The organism is Streptomyces sp. NBC_00057 (assembly GCF_045041165.1).
Taxonomy (GTDB): domain Bacteria; phylum Actinomycetota; class Actinomycetes; order Streptomycetales; family Streptomycetaceae; genus Streptomyces.
The window spans coordinates 889,264-904,873 of the sequence record NZ_CP108256.1 but is presented as its reverse complement, the minus strand read 5'-3'; the positions used below and the strand labels follow the sequence as shown (position 1 = coordinate 904,873).

Genomic DNA, 15,610 nt, shown 5'->3' with positions numbered 1-15,610 from the left:
GGGTGCGCGCTTCTTAATGGCGCACATGTTCGAATGCGAGGTACGCTGCATGCATGGCGTCGCACCAGCTCCAGGGGTCCCTGTTCGATCAGAGCGACGACGTGCGTCTACGCCCACTGCACGGGCTTCGCAGAACAGGGCTCGGTGAAGGCGCCTGGATCGACCTTCTGCCGAGCTGGCTGAGTGGCGCCGACGCCCTGTTCGAACAACTGGCCACGGACGTTCCCTGGAAGGCCGAGCGACGGCAGATGTACGAGCGGGTCGTGGACGTCCCGCGCCTGCTCGCTTTCTACCGCGCCGGCGAACCGCTGCCGCACCCCGTCCTCGACGAGGCGCGGCAGGCACTCTCCGCGTACTACGCCGTCGAGCTCGGCGAACCCTTCACGACGGCAGGCCTGTGCCACTACCGCGACGGGCGCGACAGCGTGGCCTGGCACGGCGACCGCATCGGTCGGGGGGCCCGCGAGGACACGATGGTCGCCATCCTCTCCGTGGGAGCGCCCCGCGACCTGTTGCTGCGCCCGCGCCGCGGCGGTGATGTCGTCCGGCGGTCACTCGGACACGGCGACCTGATCGTGATGGGCGGTTCCTGCCAGCGGACCTGGGAGCACGCCATCCCCAAGACCGCGCGGGCTGCGGGAGGACGCATCAGCATCCAGTTCCGGCCGCACGGGGTGCAGTGACCTCTCACCTCGCAGGGGGCGCACTCGCAGGATGGACGCACCTTCGTCCTTGGACACAGTCAGCAAACCCCCCAATGGGCGCGCCCCGGGGCGAGCTGGTGCCGGAACGGCGGGTGTGCCACTCGGGGCCGGAATTTGCTCCGAGTGGCGCCGGCGCCCCGGCCGGGGCGATTCTGATGCTTACGGCCCGGTGGTGAACGAGTACGCGCCCACCGTGACGAGGACGATCGCGGAAGTCCTCCACTGCGTATGCGCGGTGAAGAATCATCTGCTTCCGTGAGTCCCGGGACCCATACGCCGCGTTACCCGCATTCGGCATGATTGCCGGATTCCCGTGGACGGGAGAAGACCGATGAGCGGAAAGCTGACAGGCAGGAAGGCCCTGGTCACCGGTGGCGCACGAGGGATCGGTGCGGCTGTGGCCCGCCGGCTCGCCTCTGACGGAGCCGACGTGGCGATCAACTACCGGAGCAGCGGTGACGCGGCCGAATCGCTCGCCGCCGAGATCACCGCCGATGGCCGCCGCGTGGTCGCGATCAAGGCGGACGTCAGCGATCCGGACGAGATCCGTCGGCTGGCCGATCAGGCCGCCGAAGCTCTTGGTGGACTCGACATTCTCGTCAGCAACGCCGGAATTGAGCACTTCGGCAAGCTGGACGACGTCACCCCGGCCGACTTCGACCGTGTCTTCGCCATCAATACACGAGCCCAGTTCTTCGCCGTGCAGCACGCGGTACGGCATATGGGCGAAGGAGGGAGGATCGTACTGACGTCATCGCAGAGTGCCCACAAGGCGGTTTTCTACCACGCCCTTTATGCGTCGAGTAAGGCTGCCGTCGAATGCATCGCGCTCAACCTCAGCCCCGAACTCGGCCGGCGCGGCATCACCATCAACGCCATCGCGCCCGGGGGAACCGTCACCGACATGTCCGCCCAAGCGGCTTCCCACTACGTCCATCCCGACGCCGTCGACACTGATTTCCACACCCTCATTCGCACTGCCAGTTCGCTCGGGCGGATGGCCCAGCCCTCCGAAATCGCCGCGGTCGTCTCGTTCCTGGTGTCGGACGATGCCTCGTTCATCACGGGTAGGACGGTCCAGGCCGACGGCGGCTGGTTCTGACCCAAGAAGGGCAGGGGCGTGCGGTGGAGCATCAGGTGGTTGGGGGCCGTCACAGCGTCCTGCCGGGCCCTCTCGCGCCACTCCGGCCGTCGCCCGCACATGAACGAGGTGCTGAGCGCAGTAGTTGGCCGACGACACGCAATGAGATCGTCACCGTGTCCGGCAGGGCGGGGGTGCTCGTGCAAGCATGCTGAGGCTGTCGCCTGTCGGTTGTATGCCGCCGTCCGGCCGGTGAGCCGCAGGGCCGCATCAGTTGAGCCGACTTCCAGGACTGAGGTGGAGAAATGACGTATGTCGCCCGGGACCACCCGCGTATCGGCTGGATCGGTACAGGCCGCATGGGCTTCCAACTTGCCGCCCGGCTGCTGGACGCGGGGCACGACGTAGCCGTCTACAACAGGACCCGATCCAAGGCCGAACCGCTGGCGGAACAGGGAGCGACGATCGTCGACCGGCCGGTCGATCTGGCCGACCGGGATGTCGTCTTCACCATGGTCTACGCCTCGCCTGACCTGGAGGCGGTCACCACGGGCCCCTGCGGCGTGCTGACCTCGCCGGACACCGCGCCCGGAGTGCTGATCGACAGTTCGACGGTCTCGACCCGGACGTCCGCGCTGATCCGGAGCGAATCCGCCAACCGGGGGACCGAATTCCTGGCCGCCCCGGTGAGTGGGAACCCGAAGGTGATTGCCGCAGGGAAGCTGACGGTCGCAGTCTCCGGCTCGCGCGAGGTGTTCGGCCGGGTCGAGCCGTTGCTGGCACTCCTCGGGCGCGGGGTGACCTACGTCGGCGAGGACGAAGTCGCCCGTCTCGTCAAGATTGCGCACAACGTCTTTCTGGGTGTCGTCACCCAGTCGCTCGCCGAGATCACCGTCCTCGCAGAGAAGGGCGGTGTCAGCCGTGCCGCCTTCCTGGAATTCCTCAACGACTCCGTGATGGGTTCGGACTACACCCGCTACAAGTCGCCCGCGCTGGTCAACCTGGACTTCACACCGACGTTCACCATGCCGCTGCTGCGCAAGGACCTCGACCTGGGATTGTCCGAGGCCCGTGAGCTGGAGGTTCCGATGCCGCTCGCCGCCGCCACCGCTCAACTCGTCGCGGCTGCCATAGGTGCGGGGCACGTCGAGGAGGATTTCGCCACCTTGATTCTCGAACAGGCCAGGAAATCCGGCATCACGCTGTGCCCCCAGAACGTGGCCGTGGACGACGGTCTGTCACCGCAGGCATGACCTGCCGACTGACACCACCGGTGCGGCCCGTCGGCCCCGGCCGACGGGCCGCTGCGCGACGGCGATGAACCCTGTTGGTGCCATGCCGTCTGGTCCTCCGTCGTGTGGGCGTCGCTGACGAGAATGCTGTCGTACCCCTGGCGAACGCGCCGTGGAGCGTCGAGCGGACGCACGCGTCGGTCTGTGCGCCGCCGACGACGAGTCGCCCGGTTCCGAGTCCCGACAGGACGGTTTCGAGGGTGGTGTCCTCGAAGGAGAACCGGCTTGTGTACCGCAGGGCTGGGCGGAGCAGTTCGGTGGCGGGAAGGTCGGGGAGGGCCAAGGTCAGGGTCCGGTCTTCGGCGTCAGGGCGTGGCCACGTCAGTTCGATGCGCATGAAACGGCCTCCACTGGAGGTAGGGCGCCTGACGCGGCCCGGCCGGTCAGGCAGAGTGCAGTGTTTTGGCGGGTCGGTCGACGAGCGCAGGGGCCGTTGTCAGGCGGTGACGTCGTCGGTGGGCGATCGTTCGGGAAGTCGGCTCTGGGCTGGGACGGGCGCTCATGTCCTCATCTCCTCGCGGCCAGGGCACACGCGGGTGTCGGTCAGCGATCCGCAACGACCCGCTGTCGGGACCGGACAGCTCGTCTTCTCGGAATTGCCGCAGCCGGGAAGGCCCTTGGCGTTGAGGTGTCCACCGCCTGTTACCTCACATGGCGGTAAGTAGATATGTTCAGGCTTGCCGGAGTTGCGTGATCTTGTCAAGGTTGCTGAAAGGTGAGAGGCGTCACGGCCACGTGCCGTCCGCAGCCCTGCCCCCACGGAGAGAGAGCGACCATGACTGACAGTTCCAATGTGTCTGGCTCAGGGGACACGAAGGTGCAGCATCCTGTCCAGGAGACACTGGCGCACCCCGTGCAGAGGGTGACGACAGCAGTGGAGAGGGTCCCCGGGGTGGATCGGGTCAAGGGGATCGTCGACGGTGTTCTGGACTCCGTCGGGATCGTCTCGCCGCATGCACGGCGTGTCGCGGCGTACACCGGTGCCGGACTGCTCGGCGTAGCCGGTGTGGTCGAGTGGCCGGTGGTCATGGCGGGCGCTGCGGTGGTGTGGCTCACGCAGCCGCGTCCGAAGGATGCCGCGGCGGCCCCCGCCGCCAGGTCGGCCAAGGCGCAGACCACCGCGAGGCCGGCGAGGACCCGCCCGGCCAAAGCATCGACCACCTCGAAAACGGCAAAGAAACGTCCGGCCAAGTCCTCGACCGCCAGCGGGAAGGCGAAGACCCGCCCGGCCAAGGCGTCGACTGCCTCCGGGACGGCGAAGGCCCGCGCGTCCAAGCGCGCAGCCACGAGCGCCACGGGCACCTCGCGCGCCAAGGCAGGTGGGCGCAAGAAGGTCTGAGGTCGCCTCCCATCCGTTGTTAGGACCGTTCCGTGCCCGGCGCCGGTTACGACCGTTTCGCCCCCGGCCGCGTGCGGCAAGCCCGCGAAGGTGAGACATGCTGCTCCGCTTCCTGACCGGGCTGCCCGCCGTGGCCCTCCAGAGCGCCTTGGCTGTGCCGGTCGAGGCCACCCGCCGGATCCCCCCGCCGACCGCAGATGCGGCGCGGTTGGCCGCTGAGCTTGTGAACGCCGGTGCGCGCGGCGTGGTGGACGGGGCGGCGGCGGTGTCGGCGACCGCGCTGAGGGTCGGCAGGGTCGCCCGCAACGCGATGACTCCTCAGGTCGGTTACTGGCGCGCCGGATCCCGGATGCACCTCGCACTGGAGCACCACCCGGACGCGCCCGTTCGAACCGTGGAACGGCTCGAGGCCACCGCGAGAAAGGTGGCCGTCGAGCTGGCCGAGCACCCTGACGTGCTGATCGCCTACTGGGACGGCGGCCTGGGGCGGCTGGTCGTGCAGACCACCGACGACGCGGTCAGCGAGCGGGTCGTGGAGCAGGTGTCCGAACTGGCTGCCGAACACGGGCTTGTGCACGTCGGCGATCAGACGCTGGAACACGTGCACCCGGGCGCCGCCGGGGGCGTGCGCGCCAACGCTGTCGCCCTGGCGTGCGACGCGGCGGGCATCGGCGTCGCAGTCGCGGCACGGGCAGCCTTTCTGAAGCGCGCGCCGGAGGCCATGGTGGCCGCGGTCGTCATGATGCGTGAGGACTCGCGGGTACGCGTGGTGCTGAGCCGTGCGCTGGGCCCGGATGCAGCCGATCTGCTGCTGGCTGCGGCCCATGCGGCCGTCTGCGGGATCGGACAGTCGCCGAGTCCGCTGCTGCTCGACGCGGCACTGCGGACGGCCCAGTTGGTGGAATCGCTGGCTCAGCTCGCGACGTTCGACGCCGTACACGACACGCTGTGCGCCCCGGACCGGCTGACTGTAGCCAACACCGACGTCGTACGTCCGCCGCTGCGTTCATGCCCGGGCGAGGAATATGCCGCCGCCGCGGTCAACGGGATGCTGGGCGGCGCCGCCACCACGCTCCTGTTCACCCGCAGCCTCGACGAGGCGGCCGAGACCGTACTGGCCGGTTCGCCCAAGGCCGCACGTTACGGCCCGGCGGCCTTCACCGCGGCTCTCGGCAGTGTCCTGGCACGCGAGGACGTGCTGGTCCGCGACCCCGAGCGGCTGCGCCAACTGGAGATTGTGGACACCGTGGTCCTGCACCCCGAAGCACTGCGCAGCACTCGGCGCACTGTGCTCGAGGTCCACCCCAGCACGACCGGCTGGGATCACCAGCGGTTGTGGCAGGAAGCCACTGCGGCGCTGAGTGCGCCCGACGACGCGGCAACGCCGTCCGAGGAGTCGTGCATCGGCCTTCGCTCAGTGCCCGATGGGACGGCGCCGGACGCGGGACTGATGATCGCGTCGGTTCGCGGAACGGACGTCGGCACCGTCCTGGTCGGCTGGGAGGTCGACCCCATGGCCGAAGCCGCGCTGAACGCAGCGCGCCGAGCCGGTCTGCACGTCGTGGTGGTGGACGACTACTCGCTCGGCGAGTTCGGGACCCTGGCCGACCAACTCGTCTCTGCCGAGATCCCGTTGGCCGAGGTGGTGGCTGCCCTGCAGAGCGAGGGCCGAACGGTCCTCACGGTGGCGCGCGTCCCGCACGACCGGGCGGCAGCCGAACGGGAGTTGACTGCCGCCGCCCACGACGTACTCGACGGACTGCTCCGCAGTGACATCGCTGTCGCAGTCACCGACGAGCGCAGCGCCATCGTCTGGGGCGCCGACCTTCTGCCCCTGCGCGGACTGGAGGGCGTGTGGCGGCTGCTGTCCGCCGTACCCGCAGCGCGGGCGGTCAGCCGGCGTGCCAAGTTCTGCGCCGAAGCGGGCGCCACACTCTCCGAGCTTCTGGTACTCACCCGGGGGGCTCGGTCGCAGCGGCTTCCCTTCCCCCTCGAAGTGCGGCTCAGCCCCGTCAGTATCGCCACGGCCTCGGCCCTGGTCATGGGCTGGTGCGCCGCATTCGGTGTAGCCGCCGGTACGACCCCCCACCCCAGGCCGCGGGTGCCCTGGCACGCCCTGCAGCCCGAGCAGGTCATGGTCCGGCTGGCGAAGGCGTCACGCGTCGCGCCCACCGCCCTGACGGTGGTACGGACCCGGGTCGGCCACATCGCGGGCACCGCTGCCACGCACCCGGCCTTCGCGCCTGCACGGGTGAGCGCACGTCTGGCCGGCGCCGTGTGGGCCGAACTGGACGACCCGTTCACCCCGGTCCTGGTGGTCGGTGCCACAGCGCAGGCACTGCTGGGGTCCGCGGTGGACGCATTCCTGGTCATCGCCGCCGTGGCGGTGAACGCCCTGGTCGGCGGGGTGCAGCGATTGCGCGCGGAGCAGGCGCTGTCCGCACTGGTGACCGGGCAGCGGCGAACCGCCCGGCGACTCGCTCACCCGTCAGCAGGGGAGGCATCCGTCGTCGAGGCGGTGCGGTTGAAGCCCGGCGAGATCATCGAGCTGCGCACCAACGATGTGGTGCCGGCCGACGCGCGGCTGCTGGAGGTCAGTGGCTTCGAGGTGGACGAGTCCTCGCTGACGGGCGAGTCACTGCCCACCCGCAAACAAGTGGCCGCCGTGCCGCAGGCGTCCGTCGCCGACCGCAGCTGCATGGTGTTCGAAGGCACCACGGTGGTGGCCGGCCACGCCCGTGCAGTGGTGGTGGGCACGGGTGACCAGACCGAAGCCGGCCGCGCGGCGTCCCTCGCCGCCAGGGTTCCCACCTCGGCGGGGGTTCAGGCACGATTGCACCGGCTGACCCGCCGGGTGCTGCCACTCACCCTCGCCGGTGGCGCCGTCGTGGCCGGCCTGTCCATGGTGCGCGGCCGCCCGGTGCGCACAGCCCTCCAGGGCGGACTGGCAGTCGCAGTGGCCGCCGTACCCGAGGGTATGCCTCTGGTGGCGACCGTCGCGCAGATGGCCGCGGCACGGCGGCTGAGCAAGCTCGGCGTCCTGGTACGCACGCCACGCAGCCTGGAAGCGCTCGGACGCGTGGACACCATCTGCTTCGACAAGACCGGGACCCTCACCGAGAACCGGTTGCGGGTCGTCCGCCTGATCGCCGGCACAGGCGCCGAGCACCCGGCCGACGCCGTCGCGGCGGAGCACATCCTGCGCATTGCCGCCCGGGCCTGCCCCCGTGTTGCCGAGCAGCCGGGTGTCCATGCTCATGCCACCGACGAGGCGGTCCTGGCAGTCACGCCGCCCGAGGCAGGGTGGACCACCGTACTGGCCCACCCCTTCGAGGCGAGCCGGGGTTACGCCGCCGCCGTAGGAAGAGACGCGGACGGCGCGAACATGCTGGTCGTCAAGGGCGCGCCGGAAGTCGTGCTGCCCTGCTGCCCGGATACGGATCCGACAGCCGTCGAAGAGGCGCACTCCCTCGCCGGCCAGGGCCTGCGGCTCCTGGCCGTCGCCCAGCGCCGTCTCGCGACGGACGACGAGGCGAGGGAGGCACTGGACAAGCCTCTCGAACTGCTGGAGCTCATCGGGTTCGTGGCACTGGCCGACACCCCCCGCCCCAGCTCCGCACCGCTCGTGGCCGGTCTCGGAGAGGTCGGCGTGCGCCCCGTCATGCTCACCGGCGACCACCCGCAGACCGCCCGCTCCGTGGCCGTCGCCCTGGGCTGGCCCGAGGATGTCACGGTCGTCACCGGTAACGAGTTGGCTTCACTGGACCGGGCGGGACGGGCCCGCCTGCTCCGGGACTGCGGCGTCGTGGCCCGCGTCGCACCCGAGCAGAAGCTCCAGGTCGTCGAGGCACTCCGGGAGGCGGGTTGCGTCGTGGGCATGGTCGGGGACGGCGCCAACGACGCCGCCGCAATCCGCGCCGCCGATGTCGGGGTCGGTATCGCCGCGCGCGGATCGGCAGCCGCGCGCAACGCCGCAGACCTCGTGATCACCAACGACGAACTGTCGGTTCTCATCGACGCCATCGGCGAAGGCCGAGCCCTCTGGCGCAGCGTGGCCGACGCGATCAGCATCCTGCTCGGCGGGAACGCCGGCGAGGTCGGCTTCTCCGTACTGGGCACACTGCTGTCCGGCACGTCGCCGCTGTCGACACGTCAGCTGCTGCTGGTCAACCTGCTCACCGACATGTTCCCGGCGATGGCGGTCGCGGTCACTCCCCACGACCCGGAACCCGCCGACGAGTCCGCCGCAGCCGACACCGTACCCGTGGGCCTCGCCGTCCTCGGGCAACCGCTGACACGCCAGATCCGCCATCGTGGCCTGATCACCGGTATCGGTGCGGCCGTCGCATGGCTCATCGGCACCCTCACTCCCGGCTCAGCGCGTCGCACCAGCACCATGGCCCTGTGCGGTGTGGTCGGCGCCCAACTCACGCAGACCGTCGTCGGACGCCGCCACAGCCCGCTGGTCCTGACCACGGTCCTCGGCACCGCCGCCGTGCTCATCGCCCTGGTCCAGACACCCGTCGTCAGCCACTTCTTCGGATGCACGCCGCTGGGCCCACTTGCCTGGACCGGAGTGGCAGTCGCCGTCGGCACCGCCTCCCTCGGACCCCACTTACTGCCACAGGCTGAACAGCTGCTGGCCGACCTCACGTCGCGACTGCGTCCCATGGTCCGGCTCGTCCGCTGACACCCTGTATGAACAACGGTCACATGCCCGAGCACTGCCGGCTCCTGGAGCCCCCTTCGCGAGGTGAGCCAGGCAGTACCGGGCTCGACAATGACTGGCTTGACAGGTTGAGCGCCTGAGGTGTCTGAGATGTCAGCGTTGACTCCACCGTCGCCCGGGCTGACCAGCACGCCGCTGGGGCGCATCCGGGAGACGGGCCACCTGGCTGTGGGCGACATCGCAATGATCGCGGCAGTCTCCTGCCCGCACCGCGCGGAGGCCTTTGCCGCCTGCAGCCCACGGTCGAGGACCTGAAGCACGAGGTGCCGATCTTGAAGTGCCAGATCTTCGCGGACGGTGAGGAGGAGTGGGTCGGTGCGTGCTGAGTTTTAGTGTGCCTCCGGTGCGGAACCTCCGGCGTACCAGTGGATTCAGTGATCAATGATCCGCCGGGCAGCAGAAGCAGGTGATATACACCGCATATGCCCCGTTTGCGCATTCCGCTCCCTGCTGTGATCGGGAGCGGTCGGCGGCGTTCGGCAGCCCGTGTGGGGCGCGCGCTCTCCCCGCGTGGCGCGCTTGCCCTGCAGAGCGTGGACGGTGCCCTGTCCTTCGCTCTGCGTGCAGCGCTGGCCATGGCGTTGCCGGCGTTGCCGATGGCATTGGCCGGGCGGGCCGATCAGGCTGTCTACGCCATCCTGGGCTCCTTCACCACCACGTTCGGCCGCGGTCTGCCCTACGCGCATCGTGCCCGCGTCCTCGCGCTGGTCGCGGCAGCCATGACAGCGTGTGTGGGCTGCGGTTCGGCTCTCGCCGCGTGGGCCCATCCACGGGACGGGGGAGCAGGCGCCGCCGTGGTGGTCGCGGCCATGGCCGCAGTGGCCGGTGTTGCGAAGCTCGCCTGTGACGCGGCACGTCTGAGCGGGCTGGGCGCGGTGCTGCTGCTCTTCTCCTTCGCCGTAGCGGCCAACGGTTCGCCGGCCCCCGCCGACATCCTTCCCCAGACCGCCCTGGCCGCATCGGGTGCGGCCGTTGCCTGGGTACTGGCCGTGTCGGGCTGGTTCGTGCACCCGGATCGTCCGCAGCGTCTCGCTGTGGCCGCGGCTCTGCGCGAGCTCGCGGAGCTGTGGGAAGCCACCGGCGCGGCGGACGGAAGCGGTCTCGTCCGGCACCGGGCGATCGCTGCTGTTCTGCAGGCGTATCGGACTCTCGGCGTCATTCCTCCGACAGCCGCAGAGTGGGGCGGCCGGGGCGGCACGTGCGTGCGCCTGACCGACCTCGCCTGGTCGCTGCTGATCGGTTCCGCCAGCCGGCCACCGGATGAACCCACCGGCCTGGCGCGGCACCTGCGCCGCCAGGTTCGCCTGCTCGTGAGCCGTCGCCACCGAGTTCCGCAGTTGCTGCCCGAGCTGTCGTTCCCGTCCGTGGTCGCCCAGGCCGGCATGGTCTCCGTGGTCGGCTCCGAGCCGGTTCCGGTCGATCCCGCCACCCGGCGCGCTGCCGAACTGCGCGCCGCGGAACTGGTGACGGGGCAGCGCCACGGCGGCCCCGGTCATGCGTCGGTCCTGCTCGTTCCCGCCCTGCGGATGGTCCTGGGCACCGGGCTGGCGGGAGGGACGGCCCTTCTGCTGGGCCTCGGACACGGCTACTGGGCGGCGATCTCCGCCGCCGCGGTGTTGCACTCGATCAACGTCCGTACGGCGGCACAGCGGGCCGTGCAGCGCACCTTGGGCACGGTCGCCGGACTGGTGATCGCTCTCGGCGTGCTGGCCGCGCGCCCCGATCCCGTGGTGCTCGTCCTCGTGATCGTTCTTCTGGAGTTCCTGCTGGAGTACGTCGTGGCCCGCAACTACGGTCTCGGCGTCGTCTTCCTGACGCCGCTGGCGCTGCTGCTGACAGACCTGGCCGCTCCCTCACCTGCCGGAGCCCTCGTCCAGGACCGGGCGCTGAGCAGCGTTCTCGGGATCGTCATCGCGCTGGGCTGTGCGCTTGTGGTGGTCCATGACCACGCCGCGGTCCGAGCTGAGCGCGCGCTGGCCGCGTGCACGGAGGCGTCCGAGCGTGCGGAGCAAGCGTTGGACGACCGCTTGGCGTCGTCGTTCGCGATCGTCCAGACGCACCTGGCGGCAGCTGTGGTGGAGTTGCGTGAGGCCGACGACGCCGCGGCGGGGGAGCTCTGGCCGGCGGAGATCGACCCCACCGAACTTGCCGCCGCGGAGCAGCGTGCCTACCTGCTCCTGGAGCGGCTCGTCCGGTGGCGGTGACGCTGCGCGGAACTCTGCCCGTGCGCGCTCCCTGATCAGGCGGCGGGGCCGATGGTGACCTTGACGTGCTTCATGATCGGCTGGTCACTCTGGGTGCTGTAGTCGCTGAGCGCGCACAGCACGTTCATCTCGGGCATGTAGCCGGCTGCGCAGCCGCGGGGGATGTCGTAGGGGATGGCGAGGTAGCCGTTGAGGGACCGCTGACTGCCGTCCTTCGCGGTGCTCGTGATGTCGACGGGGCCGAGGTCTGCGATAGCGCGTTCGCGCATGTCGGCCCGGTTCATGACGACGAGCGTGCGCAGGTTCTTGATGCCGCGGTAGCGGTCGTTGTCGGAGTAGATGGTGGTGTTCCACTGGTCGTGGGACCGCATGGTGCCCAGTGCCAGGGTGCCGGGGGCGGGGACGACGTCGGGCAGGACGGCGGTGGAGAACTCGGCGCGTCCGGACGGGGTGAAGAAGACCAGTTCACGGGCGGGCTGCTTGATGCGGAAGCCGAGGGGCAGGCGCACGCGGCGGTTGAAGTCCTCGAAGCCGTCGCGGGCCTGGGCCATGGTGTCCCGGATACGGTCGTAGTCCTCGATCGCGAGGGCGAAGTTGCCGCCCATGCCGACGAACACCTTCACATCGCCGTGGTGCATTGCCTGGATGGTGCGGACGGTGTCCATGCCGTGCTCACGGGGCGGCTGGATCCTGCAGACCTCGGCGAGGCGGTCCAGGAACTCGTCCGTGGGTCGGTGATCGATGCCGCAGGTGCGGTTGCCCTGGACGTTGCTGTGCCCTCGCACGGGGGAGGGGCCTGCCCCTTCCCGTCCCAGATTGCCGCGCAGCAGAAGCAGGTTGACGATCTCCCGGACGGTGTCGACGCCGTGCTCGTGCTGGGTGAGACCCAGGCACCAGCTGACGATGCTGCGGTCGGCTTCGCCGTACACGCGCGCCGCTTCGAGGATGTCGGCGCGGCTCATTCCGGACTGGTTCTCGATCTCCTCCCACGGCGTGGCCTCGCACAGTGCGCGGTATTCCTCGAAGCCGGCGGTATGGCGGTCGATGAACTCCCGGTCCAGAGCCTTGGGGTCGGTTGCGGACTGCTCCAGGATCGCCTTGGCCATGCCGCGCAGAAGAGCCATGTCGCCGCCGATGCGCGGCTGTAGGTTCAGGGTACTGGTCCGGGTCGTCTTGAAGAGGGCCATGTCCATGAAGTCGTGGGGGACGATGGTGCGTGTGGCGGCCGCCTCGACCAGCGGATTGATGTGCACGATCTGGGCGCCGCGGTGGTAAGCCTCGGCGAGGGCGGTGAGCATCCGGGGCGCGTTGGAGGCGGCATTGACTCCCAGGATGAACAGCGCGTCGGCGGTCTCCCAGTCCATGAGGTCGACGGTCCCCTTGCTGGTGCCCAGGGACGCCTGGAGGGCGCGACCGCTGGCCTCGTGACACATGTTGGAGCAGTCCGGCAGGTTGTTCGTGCCCAGTTCACGGGCCATCAACTGGTAGAGGAAGGTGGCCTCGTTGCCGAGACGGCCGGAGGTGTAGAACGATGCCTGATTCGGGTTGTCCAGCCCGCGCAGAGCACGGCCGGTCACCTCGAACGCGTTCTTCCAGCTGATCGGGACGTAGTGGTCGGAATCCGGGTCGTAGACCATCGGTTCGGTCAACCGGCCCTGGTTCTCGAGGTCGTGGTCGCTCCACCCGGACAGCTCGGTCACCGAGTGGGCGGCGAAGAACTCGCGTCCGACCCGCTTGCGGGTCATCTTCCAGGTGACGTGCTTGATTCCGTTCTCGCAGATGTCCAGGTGCAGCCCCTTGGTGTCGTCCGGCCACGCGCATCCGGGGCAGTCGAACCCGGTGTTCTCATGGTTCATCCGCATGATTGCCCGAGGGCCGTCCACCAGCGCCCCCTCGCGCACCAGGAAACGGCTCACGCTCTTGGCTGCGCCCCAGCTTGCAGCGGGGTGGTGGTAGGGGTGAAACTCCGGATCCCCTTCGGGGGCGGGCCCCACTCTGCGCTCCAGGGGTTCCTCTCTTCATTATTGGCGCTCAAGACTCTCAACCCTTCCACCATTGGGGTATGAGGTGACAAAATGACATTTCCGGGCAGGCTATGCCCGTTGATCAATGCACGCCACCCGACTCTCGCGGCCGCTGCCTCACCTGTGACGGAGCGCGTTGTTCCGCACGCCGGAGTCCCGGCCCGGTGAGGCATGGTGCGGCCTGGGACGATCCTCCGCGGGGGTGCGTCGTCGTGCTGTCGGGCTGCACCCCGGTTCACACACGGATACTCTGACGCTGTCCTATCTATTCGCCCTGCGTCTCATTTGTCCGACGGGAGTCACATGGTCGTGGCCCAGCCCGTCGTCGCAGCCGCCCTCGAGGGCGGCTGCGTTCCTGGTGGCCACTGTGGCCCCCGGCGGTGAGGCCACCGTGAGGGAGGGGCTCCAGGATCTGGCGGGTCTGACTCGCTCGGTGGCGTTCCGTTCCCCCGACGACTGCCTCACCTGCGTCGTCGGCGCCGGTTCCGAGGGATGGGACCGGCTCGTCGACGGACTGCGGCCGCGCGAACTGCACTGCGTCCAGCCCCTGCAAGACCCCCGCCACCGGGCGCCGGCGACACGGGCGATCTGCTCTTCGATCTGCGCGCCCGGCGCCATGGATCTCTGCTTCGAACCGGCCAGGCTGATTGTGGAGAGGCTGAGTACTGCGGTGACCGCGGTCAGCCGGGCTCTGACATCGCTGCGGCTGGCCGGTGGCGACGGCCAGTACGCGTTCCTGCTCGGCATCGACGAGTACCGGGCGGTCAGCGAGACCACCGACCATGGTTACCCGATCGCGGCTCACCCGGGTCGGATGCCGGACGGCTCCCGATCCGGGCGTCGGCCGGCGGTGGCTTCGTCCTGTCCACCCGTGGCGGCGACTTCGAACTGCTCCTCGGCCAGGATATGGCGATCGGCTGAACGGCGTACGACGCGAGCGGTATCGAGTTGTACTTCCACGAGACGCTGACGTTGCTGACATATGCGGACGAGGCCGTGGTCGTACCGAAAGCCTGAGCCCCTTCACCGAGCTATCGAGGCGGTCGCTCTTGAGGCCCATGAACCACTGGTTGGCGCTTTCCGCCGTTCCTCGACTGGTCGGCGCGACGGTCGCCGGAGCGGTGATCGGCGCGGTCGTCGGTGTACTGACCAACACACCGCTGGGAATTCTGGCCGGAATCGCCGCGGCGGAGACGACCTTCGTCGTGGCAGGGTGGATCGTCCTGTGGCCCATGGACGCCGCCACCACCCATCACAACGTCCGACGCGAGGAGTTCCGGCCCTTCACCGAGGAACTCGTCGTCGTCGCGGCCGCCCTGTGCGGGCTGGTCGGCATCGTGGTGCTGCTCCTGGTCGGCGACTCGGCCCTGAGCCATGCCGCGGCCGCGACGGCACTCTGTGGCGTGTTCATGGCCTGGGCGGCACTCCACCTGATGTACGCCACCCGCTACGCGTACCTTTATTACCTGACACCCGAAGGCGGGATCGACTTCAATTCCAACGACCCGCCGCAGTACAGCGACTTCCTCTACTTCAGTTACAACCTCGGAATGACCTATCAGGTCTCCGACACCGACGTCTCCAGTTCCACGATTCGCGCGGTCGCCCTCCGGCACTGCCTGCTGTCCTATGCCTTCGGCGCCAGCATCCTGGCCACCACCATCAACCTTGTTGCCGGAATCGTCACGGGCTGATGTGAGGGCGGTCCCGTACGGTCATGCCGGGGCCGCGTCCCCCTGCCGATGCGCGCCGAGAGGCACGGCACGGACATCGAAGTCGGCGTCGAGAGTATGAACGCCGAGCGCGATCGCGAAGAGCGGCGGCCTCGCTCCGGCGGCGCGTGTGCTCGGCCATACGCGTTCGGCGGTTTCACAGCAACTGGCAATTCTGGAACGAGAAGTGGGCCTGCCCCTGGTCGACCGTTCGGGCACACGAATGGAACTCACAGCGGCCGGACGGCTGCTCGCCGCCACGCCGGTGGCGATCGGGGCGACGTCGTGGGCGCTTGCCGGATCGCGGTCCGGGCGCTGCGGCTGCTTGCCCGAGTGCACGGCCTGCGGCAGCTGCGGCTGGGCGAGTTGGACGTCCTGGTCATCACCGACGGCCGGGACACCGCGTTGCCGCTGCCACCCTCGGTGCGGGCGCAGGTGCTGAGCGAGGACGACTACCGCGTGCTCGTCCCGGCCACCTGGAACGTGCCGACCGCCGCCGCCGAACTCTCCGGCCGTCCGTGGACC

General features: G+C 69.4%; 9 protein-coding genes and 4 pseudogenes. 11 read left to right on the top strand and 2 right to left on the bottom strand.

From position 1 onward, the window contains the following. Window positions 1-53: 53 nt before the first annotated feature. The 3 genes from OG953_RS04450 (at window position 54) to OG953_RS04440 (ending at window position 3,038) form a co-directional block, all read left to right on the top strand. Window positions 54-683, top strand: a complete 630-nt coding sequence (locus OG953_RS04450; protein ID WP_405682630.1) for an alpha-ketoglutarate-dependent dioxygenase AlkB — start codon at window positions 54-56, stop codon at window positions 681-683. Between the two features lie 352 nt (window positions 684-1,035). After that, window positions 1,036-1,806 carry an SDR family NAD(P)-dependent oxidoreductase gene (locus OG953_RS04445; protein WP_405682629.1) on the top strand — a complete coding sequence of 257 codons (771 nt, stop codon included), beginning with the start codon at window positions 1,036-1,038 and terminating at the stop codon, window positions 1,804-1,806. A 284-nt stretch (window positions 1,807-2,090) separates the two neighbouring features. Continuing rightward, a complete protein-coding gene (locus tag OG953_RS04440) occupies window positions 2,091-3,038 on the top strand; it encodes an NAD(P)-dependent oxidoreductase (protein ID WP_405682628.1) in 948 nt (315 codons plus the stop codon). Between the two features lie 80 nt (window positions 3,039-3,118). Here the strand turns inward: OG953_RS04440 and OG953_RS04435 are convergent. Continuing rightward, window positions 3,119-3,294: pseudogene (locus tag OG953_RS04435) on the bottom strand (cysteine hydrolase family protein); the annotation flags it as partial. A 558-nt stretch (window positions 3,295-3,852) separates the two neighbouring features. Between OG953_RS04435 and OG953_RS04430 the strand changes: the two are divergent. The 4 genes and pseudogenes from OG953_RS04430 (at window position 3,853) to OG953_RS04415 (ending at window position 11,349) form a co-directional block, all read left to right on the top strand. Continuing rightward, window positions 3,853-4,416, top strand: a complete 564-nt coding sequence (locus OG953_RS04430) for a hypothetical protein (RefSeq protein ID WP_405682626.1) — start codon at window positions 3,853-3,855, stop codon at window positions 4,414-4,416. Between the two features lie 97 nt (window positions 4,417-4,513). Further along, the gene (locus OG953_RS04425; protein WP_405682624.1) at window positions 4,514-9,106 is read left to right on the top strand and encodes an HAD-IC family P-type ATPase; all 4,593 of its coding nucleotides are present in this window, start codon (window positions 4,514-4,516) and stop codon (window positions 9,104-9,106) included. Between the two features lie 195 nt (window positions 9,107-9,301). Continuing rightward, window positions 9,302-9,471 (top strand): annotated as a pseudogene (locus OG953_RS04420) (molybdenum cofactor biosynthesis protein MoaE); the annotation flags it as partial. Window positions 9,472-9,567: 96 nt separating this feature from the next. Next, entirely contained in the window at window positions 9,568-11,349 is a 1,782-nt protein-coding gene (locus OG953_RS04415) for an FUSC family protein (protein WP_405682623.1), read from the top strand. Window positions 11,350-11,384: 35 nt separating this feature from the next. On the opposite strand, the gene OG953_RS04410 is transcribed toward OG953_RS04415, so the two are convergent. Next, window positions 11,385-13,205, bottom strand: a complete 1,821-nt coding sequence (locus OG953_RS04410; RefSeq protein ID WP_405682621.1) for a molybdopterin-dependent oxidoreductase — start codon at window positions 13,203-13,205, stop codon at window positions 11,385-11,387. A 370-nt stretch (window positions 13,206-13,575) separates the two neighbouring features. Between OG953_RS04410 and OG953_RS04405 the strand changes: the two are divergent. From OG953_RS04405 to OG953_RS04390, 4 genes and pseudogenes are all read left to right on the top strand, one after another. Continuing rightward, a pseudogene (locus tag OG953_RS04405) lies at window positions 13,576-13,992 on the top strand (Dyp-type peroxidase domain-containing protein); the annotation flags it as partial. Window positions 13,993-14,049: 57 nt separating this feature from the next. Beyond that, window positions 14,050-14,390 (top strand): annotated as a pseudogene (locus OG953_RS04400) (encapsulin); the annotation flags it as partial. A 41-nt stretch (window positions 14,391-14,431) separates the two neighbouring features. Then, a complete protein-coding gene (locus OG953_RS04395; RefSeq protein ID WP_405682619.1) occupies window positions 14,432-15,067 on the top strand; it encodes a DUF1345 domain-containing protein in 636 nt (211 codons plus the stop codon). A 112-nt stretch (window positions 15,068-15,179) separates the two neighbouring features. Further along, complete coding sequence (locus OG953_RS04390; RefSeq protein ID WP_405691616.1) at window positions 15,180-15,527, top strand: LysR family transcriptional regulator; 348 nt, start codon at window positions 15,180-15,182, stop codon at window positions 15,525-15,527. Window positions 15,528-15,610 lie beyond the last annotated feature (83 nt).